The sequence below is a fragment of the Variovorax sp. PAMC26660 genome, assembly GCF_014302995.1.
In the GTDB taxonomy this organism is placed as follows: domain Bacteria; phylum Pseudomonadota; class Gammaproteobacteria; order Burkholderiales; family Burkholderiaceae_C; genus Variovorax.
Genome location: NZ_CP060295.1, coordinates 3756173 through 3777641, shown reverse-complemented (window position 1 = coordinate 3777641; position 21469 = coordinate 3756173). Strand labels below are relative to the sequence as shown.

Sequence of the window (21469 nt, the reverse complement as noted above, 5' to 3'; positions counted from 1 at the left end):
CAAGGCCGGCTTCGGTCGTCCGTTCGCGCGCTCGCGCGACAACACAGACAGCGCTATTGGGCAGCCGCCTGGGGCGGCACCGTCATTGCGGGCTGCTGCAAGGTTCCGCCGGTTTGCTGCGGTGCCACCACGGCCGGCATGGTCGACGGCAAGAGCCCTGCCGGTGCAGGCAGCGGCGCGGGCACGACGGCCATCGGGGGCGGCGCCACGCTGCTGACACTGATCGGCGCTCGCACCGGCAGTTGCAGCGTGAACGCTGCAGGCCCATCGAACTGGGCACCGAGCGTTGCCGCGCGCACGCCCACCGACTGCAACACGTAGTTGTCACCGACCCGCGAGCCGACACGGAACGGCCGAGGCGGCTTGCCGTCGATGGAGATCAACGCAGCCCCCTGCCTCGAGGGGTCCGCCACCACGCCCGACAGCGCGAAGCGGCTGGCCGCTTCGGGAGCCACAGGCGCAGTGTGCGACGAGGGAAGCACGCCGAGCAACCGCGCGACCGCGTCGGAATCGGCGGACACCGAAGGTCGGGGCATGGTCGCCGCAGCCGCCACGGCATCGGCCGGCGAAGCCAGGCGCAGCACCCAGAACACCGCGGCGCCAGCGGCCAGTGCCCAAAGGCCGGTCGTTGCAAGTGGGGCATGCCAGCGGGCTGCGGAGTAAGGACTTGTCATGGCCGCGGATTATCATGCAGCGCGCTTTCCGAACCATGTCACCCAACCTATGACCAAATTCATTCGTGCCGCTTCCCGCACCGCCCAACGCGGCTTCACGCTGATCGAACTGATGGTGGTGCTGGTCATCATCGGCGTGCTGGCGGCATTGATCGTGCCGAACGTGATCGAGCGCGCCGACGATGCCCGCGTGACGGCCGCCCGCACCGACATCAACAACCTGATGCAGGCGCTCAAGCTCTACCGCCTGGACAACCAGCGCTACCCGACTGCCGAGCAGGGCCTGCAGTCGCTGCTTACGCGCCCGACCACCGGACCGGCCGCACCCAACTGGAAGCCTTACGTCGAGAAGTTGCCCAATGACCCCTGGGGCCATCCGTACCAGTACATGAACCCGGGCATCAAGGGCGAGATCGACGTGCTCTCGTTCGGCGCAGACGGCGTGAGTGGTGGCGAAGGCAAGAATGCCGACATCGGCAGCTGGCAGTAGCAGCACGGGCGCCCGGCGCCACACAAGGCAACAGCCGCGTGCCGCTCGCGGCTTCACCCTGCTGGAGCTGATCGTCGTGATCGCGATCATCGCGATCGCCACCGCCAGCGTGAGTTTTGCGATGCGCGACACCAACGCGGCCAAGCTCGACCGCGAAGCCGACCGGCTCGCCGCCCTGCTCGAATCGGCCCGCGCCCAATCGCGGGCCAGCGGCGTTGCGGTGCGGTGGCGCCCGGTCGAAGGCAGTTTCGTGTTCGATGGCCTGCCGGCCGATGCGCTGCCCGGCGGCTGGGTCGCCGAGGGCATCACCGCCCAGGCCTCGCTCGCCAATGGCGTGCTGGTTCCTGCCCTGCAGCTCGGGCCCGACCCGATCATTGCGGCGCAGCAGGTCACGCTGTATTCCGCCGGCCCGCCTGCGCGTTCGCTGCGCATCGCCACCGATGGTTTGCGCCCCTTCACCGTCTCCCCCGTGCCATGAGCCGCAGGCCTGCTTCTTCTTCACGCATCGGCGGCTTCACGCTGATCGAGGTGCTGATCGCGCTCGGCATCGTCGCGCTGGCGCTTGCCGCCGGTTCGCAGGCCACGATGTCGCTCACGCGCAATGCGCAGCGGCAGTCCGACCTGGTGCTGGCCGACCTGTGCGCAGAGAACGAACTCGCCAAGGCTCGCCTGTCGCGGCAGATGCCGGCCGTGGGTGACTCGGGTTCGATCTGCGTGCAAGCGGGTGCGTCGTTCAACGTGACGACCTCGACCGTATCCACGCTCAACCCGAATTTCCGCCGCGTCGATGTGCAGGTGCGCGACGAGGGCAACGCACCGATCCTGCGCATCTCGACCGTGGTGGGGCGCTTCTGATGACGCCACGCGTCCATCGCACAAAGGCCCCGCGCGGCTTCACGCTGATCGAACTGCTGGTCGCCATCTCCGTCATGGCGCTGCTTTCGCTCGTGAGCTGGCGCGGTCTGGACAGCATGTCGCGCGCCACCACGCAGAACCAGCAGCGTGCCGACGCCGTCCTGACGCTGCAGGCCACGCTCGCCCAATGGGGCGCCGACCTCGACGCCACGACCGCCCTGGCGCAGACCCGCCCGATCGACTGGGACGGCCGCGTGCTGCGCCTCACGCGCCGCAACAGCGACGCGACCGCGCCTTCGGTGCTGGTGGTGGCGTGGACCCTGCGCGGCGGCCCCGATGGCGTGCGCTGGCGACGCTGGCAATCGCCCTCCTTCACCACACGCGGCGAATGGCAGCAGGCCTGGAATCTCGCTGCCAGTTGGGCGCAGGACGGCGGCGCGCAACCCGGCGGCTACGGCGATGTCGCCTTGATGGCCGCCGACAGCTGGCAGCTTTACTTCTTCCGCGACAGCACCTGGGTGCCGGCCGGCCAGTTGCCCAATGCCACGCCGCCGCCGACCAATCCGCCCACACCGGGCAACCCCGCCAACCCCACGGGCCCGATCGTCAACATGCCCGACGGCGTGCGCCTGGTGCTGAGCCTGCCGCCCGGCGACGGCCTGTCGGGCGTGCTGACCCGCGACTGGGTCAGGCCGACGGTCGGGGCGCCGAAATCATGACGCCGCAGCGCACCGCCAAGCCGATGAAGCGCACGCATCGCCAGTCCGGTGCCGCGCTGCTCGCCGCGATGCTGACCGTGATGCTGGTCGCCACTTTCTCCGCCTCGGCGCTGTGGCAGCAATGGCGCGCCTCGGAAGTCGAAGGCGCGGAGCGCGCACGCGTGCAGGCGGCTTGGGTGCTGATTGGCGCGCTCGACTGGTCGCGCCTGATCCTCGGTGAAGACGGCCGCGCCGGCGGCCCCGACCACCTGGGCGAGCCCTGGGCCGTGCCGCTCGAGGAAGCGCGCCTCACCAGCTTCCTGTCGGCGGACAAGAACGTGTCGAGCGACAACCTCGAAGGGCTGCCCGACGCCTTCCTGTCGGGCCGCATCGTCGATGCGCAGTCCAAGCTCAACGTGCTGTCGCTGGTCGATGGCGGCAAGCCGATGCCGGCGAGCGTCGCCACCTTCACCCGGCTGTTCAACCTGCTGGGCCTGCCGGTGTCGGAACTCAACCTGATGACCAGCCGCCTCGCAAGCGCGCTGTCGAACGGCACCGCGTCCGACGGCAGCGCCGATGTCGACGCCGGCGCTGCGCCGCTGATGCCGCAGGAGGTCTCGCAGCTGGTGTGGCTCGGTCTCTCGCCTTCGACCGCCACGGCCCTCGAACCCTACGTGACGATCCTGCCGGTGCGCACCACGCTCAACATCAACACCGCCAGCGCCGAGGCGATCAGCGCCAGCATGGAATCGCTCAGCATCGCCAACGCGCGCCAGTTGGTGGACCGGCGCACGCGCTCCTTCTTCAAGGACCTCGCCGCAGCCAACGCCGCATTGCCCAGCGGCGGCACGCCCTTCAACGCGACGCAGCACGGCGTGGGCACGCAGTTCTTCGAGGTGTACGGCAAGCTGCGGCTGGACCGCACCTGGGTCGAAGAGCACTCGCTCCTGCAGCGCAACGGTGTCACGGTGACGACGATCTGGCGCACGCGCGGCGCCGGCGCAACGAACACTCCGGTCAAACCCTGATCCCGGTGACATTTTTTTAACAAAAAAGCCTTCAAATGGGCGTCACACCTACGCGCTACGCTATCGAAATTAGAGCGCTTTGCTGTAAGACGCCCACCTACAATCACCGGCTTTTCCAAGATCGACATGACCCCCCTGCTGCTCATTGCCCCCCTCCCTCCGGCCGACGCCGCGGGTGAGTACGACTGGGCCCAGGCAGGCGACGACGGCATTGCGTTGCGCAACCAAGGCCGCGCGCTGCTGGCGCTCCTGCCCTCGAGCACAGAAGTCACGCTCGGCATTCCTTCCGCGGCGTTGTCGTGGCACCGCATCGCGCTGCCCAAGGGCAGCATGGGCAGCGCCTCCAAGCTGCGCGCCGTGCTCGACGGCCTGCTCGAAGAGCATCTGCTCGACGAGCCCGAGGTCCTGCACTTCGCGCTCGAACCCGACGCCAAGGCCGGTGGCCCGGTGTGGGTCGCGGCCTGCAATCGCATCTGGCTGCGCAGCATCGTGCAGGGGCTCGAAGCGGCCGGTCGGCGCGTGGTGCGCATCGTCCCCGAGTTCGCACCCCAGCCGGCCGACGGCCCGCCGCTGTTGCAGATCACGGGCGAGCCCGAGGCGCCGCAGCTCACGGTCTGCGATGCCGACGGTGTCGTCTCGCTGCCGCTGGCCGGCGCCGGGCTGGCCCTGTCGGGCGGCCTGCCGCTGGACACCGCCGTCATCACCACCGAACCCGCCGTGGCCGAAGCGGCCGAGCACCTGCTCGAACGCCGCGTGCCCATCGTGCAGACGCCGCAGCGCTGGCTGCAGGCCGCGCGCACGCCCTGGGAGCTGGCGCAGTTCGACCTTGCCGTGACGGGCCGTGCGCGCGCCGGCAAGAAGTTCGCGTCGGTGTTCCAGACCCTGCGCTATGCGCCCGAATGGCGCGCCGCGCGCTGGGGCGCCGTGGTGCTGCTGCTGACCCAGTTGATCGGCCTCAACGCCTGGGCCTGGAAAGAGCGCAACTCGCTCGAAGCCAAGCGCAAGGCCGCCGACGTCATCCTCACCCAGACCTTCCCCTCGGTGAAGATCGTGGTCGACGCGCCGCTGCAGATGGCGCGCGAAGTCTCGGCGCTGCAGCAGGCCGTGGGCGACGTGGCCGGCAGCGACTTCGAACCCATGGTCGGCGCACTCGCCACGAACCTTCCGCCCGGCAAGGTGCCCAGCGCCGTCGACTACAGCGCCGGTCAGTTGCGCCTGCGCGGCCTCGGGCTGCAACCCTCCGAGGTCTCCCAGCTCACCGGTGCGATGGCGCCGCGCGGCTACAACGTTCGCACCGAAGGCGATCTGCTGTTGGTACAGGCCGAGGCCACCCGATGAATTTCAGCGAACAGCTCAAGGCCCGCTGGGCCGCCCTTGAAGCGCGCGAGCGCCGCATGGTCGCCGCCGCCATCGCGCTCGTGGCACTGGCCTTGCTTTGGTGGATTGCGCTCGCTCCCGCGTTGCGCACGCTGGCTGCGGCCCCGGCCGAACACGCGAAGCTCGATGCCCAACTGCAGCAGATGGCCACCTTGCAGAACCGCGCGAAGGCGCTGCAGTCGCAGCCCCGGCTGAACCGCGACGACGCCATGCGCGCGCTCGAAGTCTCGGTACGCGACGGCCTCGGCACAAGCAACGCCCAGCTCATGAACGCCGGCGGCGACAGCGCCACCGTCACGCTGCGCGCAGCGCCTGCGAACGCGGTCGCCCAATGGCTGGCGCAGGCACGCGGCAACGCCCATGCCGTGCCACGCGAAGCCCACCTGACCCGGGCCCCCGCCGCCCCGCCGGCGGCAGGCGGCAAGGACGCCTCGTCGCAAACCCCGCAGATCCGCTGGGAAGGCACGCTCGTCATGGCGCTCCCCGCAGCGCGATGAGCCACGGCAACCCGGCATGGTGACGCGCCCCCTTCTTCCCGAAACCAAACCGCGCCGCGGCTGGCGCTGGGCGCTGCTCGGCATCGCGATCGGCGCGGTGCTGGCGGTGGTGCCGTTCGCGCCGGCGCGATGGCTCTCGGGGGCACTGTCGAACTGGAGCCAGGGCCGGCTGGTGCTGGCCAACCCGCGCGGCACCGTCTGGAACGGCACGGCCGCCGTAGTGTTTGCCAGCGGTGTCGGCGGGGCCGAAGCCATCTCGCTGCCGGGCCTGCTGCACTGGCGCATGCGCCCGAACTGGAGCGGCCTGTCCGCCAGCCTCGATCTGCCCTGCTGCGCGGCCACACCGCTCGAACTCAAGGCCAGCCTGCGCGCCGGCGGCATGCAGCTCGAGTGGCAGGACGCCCGCTCGCGCTGGCCCGCCACCATGCTCACCGGCCTGGGCGCGCCCTGGAACACGCTCAAGCTCGACGGTGCGCTCGACCTTTCCACCAAGGCCTTCGCGATGCAGTGGGACGGCCCCACGCTGCGCATCGCGGGGCAGGCGACGCTCGACGCCACCGATGTTTCTTCCAGCCTGTCGACCCTGCGGCCGATGGGCAGCTACCGGCTCACGCTCGAAGGCGGCAATCGCCCCACGCTGCTGCTCAGCACGCGCGAGGGCAGCCTCGAGTTGAACGGCAGCGGCAGCTGGAACGGCACCACCTTCCGCTTCAACGGCGAAGCCAGTGCCGCGCCCGGCCGCGAAGACGCGCTTTCCAATTTGTTGAACATCATCGGACGGCGCGACAACGCGCGTTCGATCATCACCCTGGGTTGATCCGATCATGATGAAGCCACTGTCTTCGCCCGGCGCCCGCCTCGGCATCGTCGCACTCGCGGCACGCATGCTGATCGCGGCGTCTCTCCTGCAGGCCGTCTCGCCCGCCTTCGCGCAGGCCGGCGACGCACCGCGGCGCGGCGAACCGATCACGCTGAACTTCGCCAACGCCGACATCGAGGCCGTGGCCCGCACCATGGCGGTGGTGACCGGGCGCGACGTGGTGGTCGATCCGCGCGTCAAGGGCACGATGAACCTCGTTACCGACCGCGCCATCGCGCCGGCCGCCGCGTTCAACCAGTTCGCCTCGGCCTTGCGGCTGCAGGGCTTCACGGTGGTGGAAGCCGATGGCCTCTACAAGGTGGTGCCCGAGGCCGATGCCAAGCTGCAGAGCAGCACGGTCAACACCTCCATCGGCGCGACCGCGTCGAGCGGCAGCAACCAGATCGTCACGCAGATCTTCAGGCTGAACTACGAGTCGCCGAACAGCCTGCTGCCGGTGCTGCGCCCGCTGATTCCGCCCAACAACACCATCAACGTGAACCCGGGCAACAACTCGCTCGTGATCACCGATTACGCCGACAACATGCGCCGGCTGGCCCGCATCATCGCGTCGCTCGACGTGCCGAATGCGTCGGACATCGAGATCATCCAGCTCAAGCACTCCGTGGCCACCGACCTGTTGCCGCTGGTGCAGCGGCTGGTCGACGGCAGCGGCTCGGGCGCACCGGGCGCCGCCGCGGCGCCGGGCGCGGCCGATGCGTCGTTCCGCACCACGCTGCTGGCCGACCCGCGCAGCAACTCGCTCATCTTGCGCGCGGCCAATCCGGCGCGCGTGCAGCTCATTCGCACGCTGGTCGAGAAGCTCGACCGCGCGCCGACCGAAAGCAGCAACGGCGTGGCCGGCAACATCTATGTGGTCTACCTGAAGAACGCCGACGCGGTGCGGCTGGCGGCCACGCTGCGCGCCGCGATGGCGGCGAACCAGCAGTCGGGCACGCAAGGTGCCGCGGGTGGTGGTGGCGGCGGCAGCCCGGTGCCGCAACAGAGCAGCGCGCCACAGGCCATGCAGGCCAGCATGAGCGGAGGCAGCGGAGGCTCGGCCGCCGCCAACGCGCCGCTGAACAACAACAACCAGCCCTCGACCGGCGGCCAGATCCAGGCCGACCCGTCGACCAACTCGCTGATCATCACGGCGCCCGAGCCGCAGTACCGCCAGATGCGCGCGGTGATCGACAAGCTCGACGGCCGGCGCGCGCAGGTCATGATCGAGGCGCTGATCGTCGAGGTGAGCGACACCGCCGCCGCGAAGTTCGGCGTGCAATGGCAAAGCGCGCTGGGCGGCAATGCCGTGATCGGCACCAACTCCACCGTCGCGGGCGCCAGCATCCTGGCGCTGACGCAGGCGCTGGCCACGCGCAACGTGAACGGCCTCAATCTGGCGCCGGGCATGAACCTCGGCATTGCCGGCAAGGTGGGCGGCCAGTACATCCTGGGCGCGATCGCCAGCTTCTTCGACAGCGACAAGGACGCCAACGTGCTGTCCAAGCCCAACCTGCTGACGCTGGACAACGAGGAAGCCAAGATCGTCATCGGTCAGAACGTGCCCTTCCCCACGGGCTCGTACGCCAGCACCTCGGGCTCGGTGGGCGTCAATCCGTTCACCACGGTCGAACGCAAGGACGTGGGCCTCACCTTGCGCGTGCGCCCGACCATCAACGAGAACGGCACCGTCAAGCTGACGATCTTCCAGGAAACCTCCACGGTCGACCAGCAGACGCTGACCAACGTGAACGGCCCGACCACCAGCAAGCGCTCCATCGAGTCGAGCGTGCTGGTGGAAGACGGCGGACTGGTCATGCTCGGCGGCCTGCTGTCGGACAGCTACAACAACACGGTCGAGAAGGTGCCGCTCGCGGGTGACATTCCTGTGCTCGGCAACCTGTTCAAGAGCCAGGCCCGGTCGCGTGAAAAGATCAACCTCATGATGTTCCTGCGTCCGGCGGTGATGCGCGACGGCAATGCGACCGACAGCTTCGCCTACGACCGCTACGACGAAATCCGTGGCTTGCAACAGCGCTCGCAACCGGACACCTCCAACGTGATGCTGCGTGCCGTGGACGGCGCCAACGTGTTGCCCGCGCTGCCGGCGCGCACACCCGACACGACCAGCACCAGGCAGAGAGAGTCCCGCATCGAAGGCACTCAGCTCATTCCGCCGCCGCAACCCGCCGCGGACACCCGCCGGCTGGCCCCGAGCCCGCTGCGCGGCGCACTCCCGCCCACGGGCGACCCGGTGAGTTCGCGCGAACTGCCTTGATGCCTCTATCCTCTGCCTCAACGCCACCCACGCACACGCCCCGCTGACCCTGCCCATGCGCTATCCCCTGCCCTATGCCTTCGCTCGCAGCCAGCAATTGCTGCTGGAGGAGGCCGACAACGGCCGCTACACGCTGTGGATGTCGGCCCACCCCGCACGCAGCGCGGTCGGCGAGGTGTCGCGCAAGTACGGCGTGCAGGCCTTCGAGGTGCTGGCCGGCGGCGCGCTGGCGCAGCGCATCAGCGCGGCCTATGCGCAGGGCGAATCGAGCGCCGCCGCGGTGGTGAGCGAAGTGCAGAACGACGCCGACCTCTCGCGCATGATGCAGGAGCTGCCGGCGGTCGAAGACCTGCTGGCCAGCGCGGGCGACGCGCCCATCATCCGCATGCTGAACGCGCTGCTCACGCAGGCCGCGCGCGACGGCGCCAGTGACATCCACATCGAGCCTTACGAGCGCACCTCGTCCGTGCGCTTTCGCATCGACGGCACGCTGCGCGAAGTGGTGCAGCCCAACCGCGCGCTGCACGCCGCGCTGATCTCGCGCCTGAAGATCATGGCCGACCTCGACATCTCCGAGAAACGGCTGCCGCAGGACGGGCGCATCAGCTTGCGCATCGGCACGCGCGCGGTCGATGTGCGCGTCTCCACGCTGCCCAGTGCGCATGGCGAACGCGCCGTCCTGCGCCTGCTGGACAAGAGCGAGTCGAAGCTCACGCTCGAATCGGTCGGCATGCAGGGCGACACGCTGCAGCGCTTCGAGAAACTCATCACGCAGCCCCACGGCATCATCCTGGTGACCGGCCCGACCGGTTCGGGCAAGACCACCACGCTGTATGCGGCACTGGCCCGGCTCGATGCGAGCCGCAGCAACATCATGACGGTGGAAGACCCCATCGAGTACGAACTGCCGGGCGTGGGCCAGACGCAGATCAACGCCAAGATCGAACTGACCTTCGCCAAGGCCCTGCGCGCCATCCTGCGGCAAGACCCGGACGTGATCATGATCGGCGAAATCCGAGATTTCGAGACCGCACAGATCGCCATCCAGGCGTCGCTGACCGGCCACCTCGTGCTGGCCACGCTGCACACCAACGATTCGGTCAGCGCCGTCACGCGCCTGACCGACATGGGCGTCGAGCCCTTCCTGCTGAGTTCGTCGCTGCTGGGCGTGCTCGCTCAGCGCCTCGTGCGCAAGGTCTGCACGGCCTGCGCCGGCGAGGGCTGCGATGTCTGCGGCCAGACCGGCTACCAGGGCCGCACCGGCATTTTCGAGCTGCTGGTGGCCGACGAAACCGTGCAGGGACTGATCCACAGCAAGGCGGCCGAGAGCGAACTGCTCCAGGCCGGCGCGCGCGGCGGCCTGCGCCTGATGCGCGAAGACGGCGAACGGCTGGTGCAGGCCGGCATCACCTCGCGCGCAGAACTCGTTCGCGTCACGCGAGACTAGGCCACCAGGCGCTCCCCATGCCCGCCTATTCCTTCGAAGCCATCGATGCCAGCGGCCAGTCGCGCGAAGGCGTGCTGGAGGCCGACACCGCGCGCAGTGCCCGCAGCCTGCTGCGCGCGCAAGCGCTGATTCCGCTGTCGGTCACGCCGGTCGGCAGCGACCACATCAATGGCACCGGCCAGCGCAGCGGCCTCGGCCGATGGCTCGGCGGCGGCAAGCGTGTCTTCAATTCCACCGGCCTCGCGGTGTGGACGCGGCAGCTCGCGGGCCTCGTGTCTTCAGGCCTGCCGCTGGAACGCGCGCTCACCGCGCTCACCGACGAAGCCGAGTCCGAGCCGCAGCGCAACCTCGTCGCCTCGCTGCGCTCCGAGGTCAATGCGGGTTCGCCTTTCGCGCGCGCACTGTCGGCGCACTCGCGCGAGTTCTCGCCCATCTACACGGCCGTGATCGGCGCCGGCGAACAGAGCGGCAACCTCGGGCTGGTGCTCGACCGCCTCGCCGACGACCTCGAAGAACGGCAGGCGTTGCAGCAGAAGCTGATCGGTGCGGCGCTGTACCCGGCCATCGTCACGCTGGTGGCCATCGTCATCGTGATCTTTCTCGTGAGCTACGTGGTGCCGCAGGTAGCACAGGTATTCGCTGGCACCAAGCGCTCGCTGCCCTTCCTCACCACGGTGATGCTGTCGCTGAGCGCGGGCGTGCGCAGCTACGGCTGGTGGATGCTGTGCGGCGTCGTGCTCGCCGCCATCGGTGTGCGGGTGGCGCTGGCGCAGGAAGCCTTCCGCCTGAAGTTCGATGCGGCGTGGCTCAAGCTGCCGCTGGTCGGCAAGCTCGCGCGCGGCTACAACGCGGCGCGCTTCGCGAGCACGCTCGCCATGCTGGCCACGGCCGGCGTGCCGATCCTGCGCGCGCTGCAGGCCGCCTCTGAAACGCTGGGCAACCGCGCAATGCGCGCCGACGCGCTCGACGCGCTGGTGCTGGTGCGCGAAGGCGCGCCGCTGGCCTCGGCACTGGCGCAGAAGAAACGCTTTCCGGGCCTGGTCTCGATGTTCGCGCGCCTGGGCGAGCAGACCGGCACGCTGCCGCTGATGCTGCAGCGCGCGGCCAACCAGCTGGGTGCCGAAGTGCAGCGCCGCGCGATGCACCTGGCCACCATCCTCGAACCGCTGTTGATCGTGGCGATGGGCGGCGTGGTGATGCTGATCGTGCTGGCCGTGATGCTGCCGATCATCCAGCTCAACCAGTTCGTCAAGTGACAACGACGGCCAGCAAGCAGGACGCCCCATGCCGGTAACGCTCGAAGACAAACTCGTGGTCGCGATCTCCTCGCGGGCGCTGTTCAACCTCGAAGAAGAAAACAAGATCTTCGAGGCCGGCGACAACGAGGGCTACATGCAACTGCAGCTCGACCGCATCGACGTGCCGGCCGCGCCCGGCATCGCGTCCTCGCTGATCCGCAAGCTGCTGCGCTTCAACGACGACGGCGTGCAGCGCGTCGAAGTGGTAATCCTCTCGCGCAACGACCCGGTATCGGGCATGCGCATCTTCAAGTCGAGCGCGGCGGCCGACATCAAGCTGCAACGCGGCGTGTTCACGCAGGGCCGCCCGCCCTTCGGCTACCTGCGCCCGCTGCGCGCGCACCTGTTCCTGTCGGTCAATGAGCAGGACGTGCGCGAAGCGCTCGGCGCGGGCTTTCCGGCCGCGCGGGTGCTGGTCGAATCGGTCAAGGCCAGCGCCGCCTGGCCGAACGAAGTGCGCATTGCCTTCGACGGCGACGCGGTGCTGTTTTCCGATGAGGCCGAGCGCGTGTTCCAGGCCGAAGGGCTCGACGCCTTCCAGGCGCATGAACTGAGCAAGGCCGACCTGCCGCTGCCCGAAGGCCCGTTCAAGCCGCTGCTGGCCGCGCTGCATCGCCTGCAGATGGCCGGCAATGCGCAGATGCGCATTCGCACCGCGCTCGTCACCGCGCGCAGCGCGCCGGCGCACGAACGCGCCATCCGCACGCTGATGAAGTGGAACATCCGCGTCGACGAGGCGATGTTTCTGGGCGGCCTGCCCAAGGGCGAGTTCCTGCGCGAGTTCGAGCCCGACTTCTTCTTCGACGACCAGACCGGCCATGTCGATGCAGCATCGCTGCATGTGCCCGCCGGCCATGTGTCCAGCGGCATCAGCAACGAGCCCTGAGAAGGTGCGAACCTCGCGCGGCGCAGCCTCGCTGCACGCGCTGCACGCACTCCATAGCGCCAAGGATTGCACACGCGCCGGCATCTTGTGCCGGCGGATTCATCCCGCTGTCATCCGCGCTTTCTAGTCTCGAAGCTCGGCACCGGGAATCCCCGCCATCCATTCAATGGGTCTGCCTTCGCACGGGCATCGAGCCCAGGATGTGCTGCGCGCCGATCCCGCTCATGAAGAACCACCACAAGACACCCATGACCTCCCGTCGCAAATTCCTTCAGCGCGCCGCCAGCACAACGGCCGCCGCCGTCACGCTCTCGGCGCTCCCGCTCGGCATTCGCCGCGCGCTCGCGATTCCAGCCAACAACAAGACCGGCACGATCACGGACGTCGAGCACATCGTGATCCTGATGCAGGAGAACCGCTCGTTCGATCATTACTTCGGCACCCTCCAGGGCGTGCGCGGTTTCGGCGACCCTCGGCCGGTCGCCTTGCCCAACGGAAAACCCGTCTGGTACCAGCCCAACGGCGGCGGCTATGTGCTGCCCTATCACCCGGATGCCGGCAATCTCGGCTCGCGGTTCACCTCTGGCCTGAACCACAACTGGGGTGACGGGCACGACGCGTGGAACAAGGGCCGATACGACGGCTGGGTGGCCGCAAAGAGCGTCCGAACGATGGCCTACATGACGCGCGAGGACATTCCCTTTCATTTCGCGCTGGCCGACGCCTTCACGATCTGCGATGGCTACCACTGCTCGCTGCTGGGCCCCACCGACCCCAACCGGTACTACATGTTCAGCGGCTGCTGCGGCAACGACGGCACCAACGGCGCCACCGGCGGGCCCGACATCTCGAATGGCGAGACAGGCAACTACAGCTGGACAACCTATCCCGAGCGGCTCGAGGCGGCAAATATCTCGTGGAAGGTCTACCAGGACATCGGGCTGGGGCTCGGTGGCAAGGCTCCCGCCGGACAAGGCTGGGGCTGGACCCAAGACAAGTTCATTGGAAACTACGGCGACAACTCGTTGCTTTACTTCAAGCAATACCGAGCCGCCAAGCCGGGCGAGCCGCTGCACGACAAGGCCCGGACCGGAACCAACATCGCCGTCACCAAGGGGTCGCTCTTCGAGCAACTCAAGAACGATGTCGCCAGCGGCAATTTGCCAAAGGTGTCGTGGATCGCCGCGCCCGAGGCCTACACCGAGCACCCCGATTGGCCGTCGAATGGCGGCGCCTGGTACATCGACCAGGTCTTGCAGGCACTGACCTCCAATGCAGACGTGTGGAGCAAGACCGTGCTGCTCGTGACCTACGACGAGAACGACGGCTGGTTCGACCACATGCCGCCGCCTTTCGCACCCTCTTCGAAGAACCAGGGCCAATCCACGGTCAGCATCGTCAACGAATACCACACCGACGGGCAGCCCTTTGGCCTGGGCGTGCGCGTGCCGATGCTCGTGGTTTCGCCCTGGTCCAAGGGCGGCTGGGTCGACTCCCAGGTGTTCGACCACACCTCGATCATCCGTTTCATCGAAGCCCGGTTTGGCGTGCAGGAGCCGAACATCTCGCCCTGGCGCCGCGCAGTCTGCGGCGACCTGAGTTCGGCTTTCAATTTCGCCAATCCGGACCCGGTCATTCCGGCACTCTCGCCCACCGCCGGCTATGTGCCGCCTGCGACGAACCCGGGCAGCTTCGTATCGACGGTCCCTGCGGTTCAGACGCTGCCAAGGCAGGAACCCGGCCAGCGACCCGCTCGCCCAGTGCCCTACGAACTGTTCACGCATGGCAGAACCGATGCAGCCACCGGCCGGTATTGGCTCGACTTCGGCAATACCGGAAGCGTGGCCGCGGTGTTCCAGGTTTACGCCGGCAACCGCACGGACGGCCCCTGGGTGTACACCGTCGAAGCGGGCAAGAAGCTTTCCGATTACTGGAGCGCCGTTGCCTACACACAGGGCATCTACGATCTCAGCGTCTACGGCGCCAACGGCTTCCTGCGCCAGTTCAAGGGCAATGTGTCGACCGCGACCACCCCCGGGCATGCCAACCCGGAAGTCGCCGCCTGCTACGACGTGACCCGCCGCAACATCCTGCTGACGCTCAAGAACACGGGCGATACGCCCTGCCAGGTGACGGTGACCCATGGCTACGGCAACGCGGCGCCCCGCAACTTCACATTGAGCGCCGGCGCCAGCCTCGACGACTACTGGGACCTGGGCACCAGCGACGGCTGGTACGACCTGTCGATCACGGCCAACACCGGCGACGACTTCCTTCGGCGCTTTGCGGGGCATGTCGAGAATGGCCAGCCGAGCAAGTCTGACCCGAAGCTGGACCTGGCGCCGCCCGTGATGCCGCCCGCCGCAGCCCCCACGCTCGCGGCGTTGAAGAACAGCATTGCGGCGGGAAGCAGCATCGATTTCAGCTACAGCATTTCGGCTGCGAGCGTGAGCGCCAAAAATTGGATCGGTGTCTTTCCGGCTTCCAGCACCGTGCCGGATCAGACGGGCTATCGCACGTACAGCATCTATGGATATGCGACCGGTGCCAGCGGCCAGGTGACGCTGAAGACGACGACCCTGGCCGCAGGTTCCTACAAAGTCTGGTTCCTGGCCAACGATGGCTACGGTGTCCTGGCCGGACCCGTGGCGTTCTCCGTGACTTGACCCACCACAGGAATCGATGACGAGGGGCAGCGCGCGCGATGTGCGCTTGCACCTCGTCACCCCAAGTTCATGCCGGTGTCCCTGGCGCTTTCCAGCCTCGGGACGCACAACATCAGGAGGTTCTCTCTATGCGGTTCTTCTCCCTTCGCCAATGCCTTGCAGCCGCATTGGTCATCATGGCCTGCACACTCTCCGCCTGCGGTGGCGGCAGCGACAGTGTCGGCGTCTTCAGCGGCTTGCCCACCGCGGGCACGCCCACGACACCACCCGACACCAGCGTCAAGTCCGAGATGCATTGCGCGCCCTGAACGCCCGGGGCAGACTTCGTAAGACCATGCCCTCACGCCGCCAATTCCTCACAGGCACCGCCACCACGGGCGCCGCGGCGCTTGCGCTGTCGGCCTTTCCGCCGAGCATCCGCCGCGCGCTCGCGATTGCCGCCAACAACAAGACCGGCACGATCATGGACGTCGAGCATGTCGTGATCCTGATGCAGGAGAACCGCGCCTTCGACCATTACTTCGGCACGCTCAAGGGCGTGCGCGGCTTCGGCGATCGCATCACCATTCCCCTGCCCGGCGGCCTGAGCGTGTGGCAGCAGCTCGACGACGCGGGCAGGCAGGTGGTGCCCTACCACCTCGATGCCACCCAAGGCAACGCGCAGCGCGTGAGCGGCACGCCGCACACCTGGGTCGACTCGCACAAGGCCTGGGACGGCGGCCGCCTGTACCAGTGGCCGCGTTTCAAGAAGGTGAGCAAGACGTCGCCCTTCACGCAGTCGATGGGCTACCTGACAGAGGCAGAGCTGCCATTCCAGTTCGCGCTGGCCAACGCCTTCACGATCTGCGACGCCTACCACTGCGCGATGCACACCGGCACGCACGCCAACCGCGCTTTCCACTGGACCGGCACCAACGGCCCCACGGGCGCCAACGTGGCCTACGTGAACAACGTCAACACCTGGGCGATGACGGGACCCTCAAGCGAAGGCTATGAGTGGAAGACCTATGCGGAGCGCCTGCAGGAAGCGAACGTCAGTTGGCTCGTCTACCAGAACATCTCCAACAACTACGGCTGCAATCCGCTGCTGGGCTTCAGGCAATACCGCAGGGCGAACGAAGCGTCCGCCAAGCCGGTGAATTCCACCGACGCCCAGGGAACCGCACACGCCTATGCACCCGGCGACGACACCGGCAACCCGCTCTACAAGGGCACCGCCAACACGCTGCCGGTGGCCGACCAGGCCGCCTTCGACGCGGGCGCGATCTTCGATGCCTTCCGCGCCGACGTGAAGGCCGGCCGGCTGCCGCAGGTGTCATGGATCATTCCGCCCGACGTGTACTCCGAGCACCCCAGCCCTTCGAGCCCGGTGCAAGGCGCGTGGTACATCCAGCAGGCGCTGGACGCGCTCACCGCGGTGCCCGAGGTGTGGAGCAAGACCGTGCTGTTCGTCAACTTCGACGAGAACGACGGCTACTTCGATCACGTGCCCTCGGCCTCGGCGCCCTCGCCCATTCCCTCGGCCGACGCCGGCGTGAAAGTCTTCGCCGGCAAGACCACCATGTCCGACGCAGACCTGAGCTGCGAGTACTTCAACCACCCGCCGCCGCCGGGCGTGCCCACCGCCCAGCCCAAGCCCGACGGCAACGTCTACGGCCCCGGCATGCGCGTGCCGATGTACGTGATCTCGCCCTGGAGCCGCGGCGGCTGGGTCAACTCGCAGACCTTCGACCATACCTCGGTGCTGCGCTTTCTCGAAGCGCGCTTCGGCGTCAGGGAAACCAACATCAGCCCGTTTCGCCGCGCGGTCAACGGCGACCTCACGAGCGCCTTCAACTTCGCCACGCCGAACCAGGACGCGCTGCCTCCGCTCGCGGGCAGCAGGACCAAGGCCGAGGCTGACCAACTGCGTGCCGCGCAAGACCCACTGCCGCAGGTCACGCCGCCGGCCGACGGCAAGCTGCCCGTGCAAGCCCCCGGCACACGGCCTTCGCGCGCGCTGCCCTACGAGTTGCACGCGAGCGCCAAGGCCGATGCGGCCGGCGGCACATTGCAGTTGCTGTTCGCCAACACCGGCAAGGCCGCCGCCGTGTTCCATGTGTACGACAAGCTGCACCTCGACCGCCTGCCGCGCCGCTACATGGTGGAAGCAGGCAAGACACTCGACGACACCTGGGCCGCGATGACCGACGACGCCGGCGCCTACGACCTGTGGGTGCTGGGGCCGAACGGCTTCCATCGCCACTTCAAGGGCGGCCTGCGCAGCGTGCAGGCAAGCGCTGCGGCCATTCCCGAGGTGCGCGTGCACTACGACACCACCCACGGCAAGGTCCACCTGCGCATGCGCAACGACGGCAAGAACGCCTGCACCTTCACCATCGCGGCCAAGGCCTACCGCACCGATGGCCCGTGGATCGCAACGGTGAACGGCGGTGCGACCGCAGACCAGAACTGGGACCTGGCGAACAGCGGCCAGTGGTACGACTTTGCCGTCACCTGCGACGCCGACCCCGCCTACTACCGGCGCTTTGCGGGCCGCATGGAAACAGGCAGGCACACGGTGAGCGATCCGGCGATGGGCTTGCCGGACCTCTGAGCGCAGGCAAGAATGCTGGCATGCTGATCCTTCGACATGCCGACGTTCTGGTCACCATGGACGCCACGCGGCGCGAAATCGCCGATGGCGCCGTGGTGTGCGACGGGCCCGCCATGGCCTGGGTGGGACCCACGGCCGAGCTGCCCGCCGTGTACCTCGATGCGCTGCGCAACGGCGGCGCCGAAGCCATCGACATGCACGGCCACGTCGTGATGCCGGGCCTGGTCAACACGCACCACCACATGTACCAGAGCCTCACGCGCGCCGTGCCCGAGGCGCAGAACGCCGAGCTGTTCAGCTGGCTCACCAACCTGTACCTGCTGTGGGCGCGCCTCACGCCCGAGATGATCCGCGTGTCGACGCAGACCGCAATGGCCGAGCTGATGCTCTCGGGCTGCACCACCACCAGCGACCACCTCTATCTTTTTCCCAATGGCTCGAAGCTCGACGACTCGATCGAGGCGGCCGATGCGATGGGCATGCGCTTTCATGCGGCGCGCGGCAGCATGAGCGTGGGCCGCAGCACCGGTGGCCTGCCGCCTGATGAAGTGGTGGAGACGGAAGAAGCGATCCTGCGCGACAGCGAACGGCTCATCGACCGCTGGCACGACGCCTCGCGCCATTCGATGCGCCGCATCGTGCTCGCGCCCTGCTCGCCGTTCTCGGTCTCGCGCGACCTGATGCGGCTGTCGGCCGAGCTTGCGCGCGAGCGCGGCGTGTCGCTGCACACGCACCTGGCCGAGAACGACAACGACGTCGCCTACTCGCGAGAGAAGTTCGGCATGACGCCGGCCGAGTACGCCGAAGACCTGGGCTGGGTCGGCCGCGATGTGTGGCACGCGCACTGCGTGAAGCTCGACGAAGCAGGCATCGCGCTGTTCGGCCGCACCGGCACCGGCGTGGCGCACTGCCCCTGCTCCAACATGCGGCTCGCCTCGGGCATCGCACCCATCGGCGCGATGCGGCGCGCGGGCGTGCCCGTGGGGCTGGGCGTGGACGGCAGCGCATCGAACGACGGTGCGCACATGCTGGGCGAAGCGCGGCAGGCCATGCTGCTGCAGCGCGTGGGCTACGGGCCGGCCGCGATGACGGCGCGCGAGGCGCTGGAGATCGCCACGCTCGGCGGCGCGCGCGTGCTGGGGCGCGACGACATCGGGGCGCTGGCACCGGGCATGTCGGCCGACGTCGTGGCCTTCGACATGCGCGGGGTGGCGCATGCGGGCGCGGGGCATGACCTGGTGGCGGCGTTGGTGTTCTGTACGCCGGGAGCCGCCTCACTGAGCGTGGTCAATGGCCTCGTGAAGATTCGCGATGGGCGCTTCACCGGGCTTGAACTCGCCCCGCTGCTTGCAAGGCATCGCACCCTCGCGCGCACTCTCTACGAGAGCGCACGGCATCCACACAGCGCCTGAGAGCCTGTTCTACGCCCCCTGGGCACAGGCAAGACAATAGCGCTCAGGAACCGGACCCTGCGCGCCTGCAAACGTCCCTGACCCAAGAGCTGCGGATTTCCCAATCGGGCCTCTCCTTGTCATCGAACACGATTTGCCCGCTGTCTCGCGAAACCAGCAGGTAGGTCGTGGCGCCGGCTGGAACGGACCCTGCGCCGTTCGCACGCCCCTGAGCATCCTCAAGTGATTACCTTCGCGCTAGGCACCAACCCTCATTGCCAACGCCAGAGCACCTCCGCAGAATCCGCCCACTGAATAGAACGGTCGTTCGATTTAGTGGGCCGAATCCATCCCCCCCTCTTCGGCTCCCCCACACCCACAACAACAGGGACCCCTTCGATGAAGCGCAGAGACATCCTCAAATGGTCCGCCTCGGCGGGCGGCCTGGGCCTGCTGGCCGGCAAACCTTCGACCGCGTCGGCGGCCTTGCCGGTGCTCAAGCCCACGCTGCCGCAGAAGATCGATCCGATCAGCGCCACGCTGCGGCGGCTCGAACTGGTGGGGCGGCAGGCCACCTACCTCTGGACCGAATCGCACATCAACCTTGCCGGCGTGCCGATGGGCGCGGTGGTGCCGCTGGGCGAGCTTCCAGCGGTCGAACACCAGCTGAAGACGGTGGCGAAGGCGGTCGAGGCGGTGATCAATTTCGCGGCCTCGTTCGCCACGGGCACGCTGGCGTCAAACAATCTGCAGACGCTCGACAACCTGCGCACGCGCATCGCCGGGCTGCAGGCCAGCTTCGACCAACTGGCCTCGCAGAATGCCGGCCTGCTCACGCTGCCGGCCGCGGTGCTGGCGCTGCTGGGAACGCTTACGAGCAGCGTGGGCGACATCGGCACGCAGCTCAAGCAGATCCATCACGACCTGCTGTCGCAAGGCCCGCTGGGGGCGCTCAACGGGCCGAAGACGCTCGCGCAGTACGACGCGCTGTTCGTGACCATCGACAAGCCGGCGATCTCGCAGATCCTGCATGACAACGACCTGTTCGCGTACATGCGCGTCGGCGGCCCGAACCCGATGCTGCTGCAGCGCGCCACCTCGCTGCCCACGAAGTTTCCGCTGGTCGATGCGCAATACCGGCAGGTCATGGGCAATGACGACAGCCTCGCCGATGCGGCGGCATCGGGCCGGCTCTACCTGCTCGACTACGTGGGCCTGGGCGACATGGCGCCGACCGGCCCGGTGACCAAGCCGCTCACGGGCACGAGCTATGTCTATGCGCCGGTCGCGCTGTTCGCGCGGCCGAAGAGCGGGCGCTCGCTGGTGCCGGTGGCGATCCAGTGCGGGCAAGACCCGTCGCTGCATCCGATCTTCCTGCGCGTGGACGACACCACCAACGCCGAGGCGTACTGGGGCTGGCAGTCGGCCAAGACCACGGTGCAGGTGGCGGACTTCAACTACCACGAGATGTTCGTGCACCTGGGCCGCACGCACCTGATGTCCGAGGCCTTCACGATGGCCACGCAGCGGCAGTTCGCCACGGCGCATCCGCTGAGCCGGCTGCTCTCGCCGCACCTCGAAGGCGCGATGTTCATCAACGAGTTCGCAACGCTGATCATCATGGCGCCGCTGACCACGGGCGACGTGATCCTGACCGCGCCCATCGAGACGCTGCAGCAACAGTGCGGCCGCGACCGGCTGGCCTACGACTTCTACGACAGCATGCTGCCCAACGACCTGCGCACGCGCGGCGTGGACGATGCCACTGCATTGCCCGACTACCCCTACCGCGACGACGCGCTGCTGGTGTGGAACGCCATCGCGCAGTGGGTCGGCGACTACGTGGCGACCTACTACATCGGCGATGGCGACGTCACCGGCGACTACGAACTCAAGGCCTGGGCCACCGAGCTGGCGACCACCGGGAAGGTCAAGGGCTTTCGCGCCATCACGACGCGTGCGCAACTGGTCGATGTGCTGACCGCGATCATCTTCAACACCAGCGCGCAGCATGCGGCGGTGAACTTCCCGCAGTATTCGGTGATGACCTATGCGCCCTTCAGCGCGGGCGCGGGCGGCACGCCGGCCCCCACAGGCAACGCGGGCCAGAGCGAGGCGAGCTGGTCGCAGATGCTGCCGTCACGGCTGGCGGCGCAGGAGCAGATATTGCTGTTCCACATCCTGGGCGGCGTGTACTACCGGCCACTCGGCGAATACAAGGACAACGCCTTTCCCCACCTGCCGGTGCTGCTCGACCCGGCCATCGCGGGGCCGGGCGGGCCGCTGGAGCGTTTTCGCAATGCGCTCGGCGGCATCGAGAACACCATCGGCCAGCGCAACGCCACGCGCTCGCGGCCTTACGAGCATTTGCTGCCGAGCCGGATTCCGTCGAGCACCAACATCTGACGGACGAAGGAAGGCCGCAGCAG

18 protein-coding genes are annotated in these 21469 nt (G+C 68.1%); 17 read left to right on the top strand and 1 reads right to left on the bottom strand.

The features are described from left to right. Positions 1-53: 53 nt before the first annotated feature. Positions 54-674, bottom strand: a complete 621-nt coding sequence (locus H7F35_RS17890) for a type II secretion system protein N (RefSeq protein WP_187107956.1) — start codon at positions 672-674, stop codon at positions 54-56. A gap of 49 nt (positions 675-723) precedes the next feature. Between H7F35_RS17890 and gspG the strand changes: the two genes are divergently transcribed. The 17 genes from gspG to H7F35_RS17805 all read left to right on the top strand — a co-directional run bounded on the left by gspG (position 724) and on the right by H7F35_RS17805 (position 21446). After that, positions 724-1164 carry a type II secretion system major pseudopilin GspG gene (gspG, locus tag H7F35_RS17885; protein WP_187107955.1) on the top strand — a complete coding sequence of 147 codons (441 nt, stop codon included), beginning with the start codon at positions 724-726 and terminating at the stop codon, positions 1162-1164. Beyond that, complete coding sequence (locus H7F35_RS17880; RefSeq protein ID WP_187107954.1) at positions 1139-1642, top strand: prepilin-type N-terminal cleavage/methylation domain-containing protein; 504 nt, start codon at positions 1139-1141, stop codon at positions 1640-1642. The genes gspG and H7F35_RS17880 overlap by 26 nt, the downstream gene beginning before the upstream one ends. Next, positions 1639-2019, top strand: coding sequence for a type II secretion system minor pseudopilin GspI (gspI, locus tag H7F35_RS17875; protein ID WP_187107953.1), 381 nt, complete (start codon positions 1639-1641; stop codon positions 2017-2019). Before H7F35_RS17880 ends, gspI begins: the two co-directional genes overlap by 4 nt. Then, positions 2019-2738 carry a type II secretion system protein J gene (locus tag H7F35_RS17870; protein ID WP_187107952.1) on the top strand — a complete coding sequence of 240 codons (720 nt, stop codon included), beginning with the start codon at positions 2019-2021 and terminating at the stop codon, positions 2736-2738. The genes gspI and H7F35_RS17870 overlap by 1 nt, the downstream gene beginning before the upstream one ends. Continuing rightward, on the top strand, positions 2735-3745 hold the full coding sequence (gene gspK, locus H7F35_RS17865; protein ID WP_261803264.1) for a type II secretion system minor pseudopilin GspK: 1011 nt from the start codon (positions 2735-2737) through the stop codon (positions 3743-3745). The genes H7F35_RS17870 and gspK overlap by 4 nt, the downstream gene beginning before the upstream one ends. Before the next feature lie 126 nt (positions 3746-3871). Further along, positions 3872-5083 (top strand): type II secretion system protein GspL, encoded by a 1212-nt coding sequence (gspL, locus tag H7F35_RS17860; RefSeq protein WP_187107951.1) that lies wholly within the window; start codon positions 3872-3874, stop codon positions 5081-5083. Next, entirely contained in the window at positions 5080-5619 is a 540-nt protein-coding gene (gene gspM / locus H7F35_RS17855) for a type II secretion system protein GspM (RefSeq protein WP_187107950.1), read from the top strand. The genes gspL and gspM overlap by 4 nt, the downstream gene beginning before the upstream one ends. A gap of 16 nt (positions 5620-5635) precedes the next feature. Continuing rightward, positions 5636-6436 carry a type II secretion system protein N gene (locus H7F35_RS17850; protein ID WP_187107949.1) on the top strand — a complete coding sequence of 267 codons (801 nt, stop codon included), beginning with the start codon at positions 5636-5638 and terminating at the stop codon, positions 6434-6436. 7 nt (positions 6437-6443) lie between these two features. Beyond that, positions 6444-8756, top strand: coding sequence for a type II secretion system secretin GspD (gene gspD, locus H7F35_RS17845; protein ID WP_187107948.1), 2313 nt, complete (start codon positions 6444-6446; stop codon positions 8754-8756). A 55-nt stretch (positions 8757-8811) separates the two neighbouring features. Then, positions 8812-10203: a GspE/PulE family protein gene (locus H7F35_RS17840; protein WP_187107947.1), complete on the top strand. Its 1392-nt coding sequence runs from the start codon at positions 8812-8814 to the stop codon at positions 10201-10203. Positions 10204-10220: 17 nt separating this feature from the next. Beyond that, positions 10221-11459, top strand: coding sequence for a type II secretion system inner membrane protein GspF (gene gspF, locus H7F35_RS17835; protein WP_187107946.1), 1239 nt, complete (start codon positions 10221-10223; stop codon positions 11457-11459). A 28-nt stretch (positions 11460-11487) separates the two neighbouring features. Beyond that, positions 11488-12387, top strand: coding sequence for a 5'-nucleotidase (locus tag H7F35_RS17830; RefSeq protein ID WP_187107945.1), 900 nt, complete (start codon positions 11488-11490; stop codon positions 12385-12387). Positions 12388-12635: 248 nt separating this feature from the next. Continuing rightward, entirely contained in the window at positions 12636-15053 is a 2418-nt protein-coding gene (locus H7F35_RS17825; RefSeq protein WP_187107944.1) for a phosphocholine-specific phospholipase C, read from the top strand. 128 nt (positions 15054-15181) lie between these two features. Continuing rightward, positions 15182-15361, top strand: a complete 180-nt coding sequence (locus H7F35_RS17820; RefSeq protein WP_187107943.1) for a hypothetical protein — start codon at positions 15182-15184, stop codon at positions 15359-15361. A gap of 26 nt (positions 15362-15387) precedes the next feature. Beyond that, positions 15388-17649: a phosphocholine-specific phospholipase C gene (locus H7F35_RS17815; RefSeq protein WP_187107942.1), complete on the top strand. Its 2262-nt coding sequence runs from the start codon at positions 15388-15390 to the stop codon at positions 17647-17649. 20 nt (positions 17650-17669) lie between these two features. Next, positions 17670-19061: an 8-oxoguanine deaminase gene (locus H7F35_RS17810; RefSeq protein ID WP_187107941.1), complete on the top strand. Its 1392-nt coding sequence runs from the start codon at positions 17670-17672 to the stop codon at positions 19059-19061. A 378-nt stretch (positions 19062-19439) separates the two neighbouring features. Continuing rightward, the gene (locus tag H7F35_RS17805; RefSeq protein ID WP_187107940.1) at positions 19440-21446 is read left to right on the top strand and encodes a lipoxygenase family protein; all 2007 of its coding nucleotides are present in this window, start codon (positions 19440-19442) and stop codon (positions 21444-21446) included. The last annotated feature ends 23 nt before the right edge of the window (positions 21447-21469 follow it).

Bases quoted from the DNA above. Each gene is read 5' to 3' on its own strand.
- H7F35_RS17805 (WP_187107940.1), top strand. From the start codon at position 19,440: ATGAAGCGCAGAGACATCCTCAAATGGTCCGCCTCGGCGGGCGGCCTG.
- H7F35_RS17840 (WP_187107947.1), top strand. From the start codon at position 8,812: ATGCGCTATCCCCTGCCCTATGCCTTCGCTCGCAGCCAGCAATTGCTG.
- H7F35_RS17820 (WP_187107943.1), top strand. From the start codon at position 15,182: ATGCGGTTCTTCTCCCTTCGCCAATGCCTTGCAGCCGCATTGGTCATC.
- H7F35_RS17890 (WP_187107956.1), bottom strand. From the start codon at position 674: ATGACAAGTCCTTACTCCGCAGCCCGCTGGCATGCCCCACTTGCAACG.
- gspL (WP_187107951.1), top strand. From the start codon at position 3,872: ATGACCCCCCTGCTGCTCATTGCCCCCCTCCCTCCGGCCGACGCCGCG.
- gspF (WP_187107946.1), top strand. From the start codon at position 10,221: ATGCCCGCCTATTCCTTCGAAGCCATCGATGCCAGCGGCCAGTCGCGC.
- gspM (WP_187107950.1), top strand. From the start codon at position 5,080: ATGAATTTCAGCGAACAGCTCAAGGCCCGCTGGGCCGCCCTTGAAGCG.
- gspD (WP_187107948.1), top strand. From the start codon at position 6,444: ATGATGAAGCCACTGTCTTCGCCCGGCGCCCGCCTCGGCATCGTCGCA.
- gspI (WP_187107953.1), top strand. From the start codon at position 1,639: ATGAGCCGCAGGCCTGCTTCTTCTTCACGCATCGGCGGCTTCACGCTG.
- H7F35_RS17830 (WP_187107945.1), top strand. From the start codon at position 11,488: ATGCCGGTAACGCTCGAAGACAAACTCGTGGTCGCGATCTCCTCGCGG.
- H7F35_RS17815 (WP_187107942.1), top strand. From the start codon at position 15,388: ATGCCCTCACGCCGCCAATTCCTCACAGGCACCGCCACCACGGGCGCC.
- H7F35_RS17880 (WP_187107954.1), top strand. From the start codon at position 1,139: ATGCCGACATCGGCAGCTGGCAGTAGCAGCACGGGCGCCCGGCGCCAC.
- H7F35_RS17870 (WP_187107952.1), top strand. From the start codon at position 2,019: ATGACGCCACGCGTCCATCGCACAAAGGCCCCGCGCGGCTTCACGCTG.
- gspK (WP_261803264.1), top strand. From the start codon at position 2,735: ATGACGCCGCAGCGCACCGCCAAGCCGATGAAGCGCACGCATCGCCAG.
- H7F35_RS17810 (WP_187107941.1), top strand. From the start codon at position 17,670: ATGCTGATCCTTCGACATGCCGACGTTCTGGTCACCATGGACGCCACG.
- H7F35_RS17825 (WP_187107944.1), top strand. From the start codon at position 12,636: ATGACCTCCCGTCGCAAATTCCTTCAGCGCGCCGCCAGCACAACGGCC.
- H7F35_RS17850 (WP_187107949.1), top strand. From the start codon at position 5,636: ATGGTGACGCGCCCCCTTCTTCCCGAAACCAAACCGCGCCGCGGCTGG.
- gspG (WP_187107955.1), top strand. From the start codon at position 724: ATGACCAAATTCATTCGTGCCGCTTCCCGCACCGCCCAACGCGGCTTC.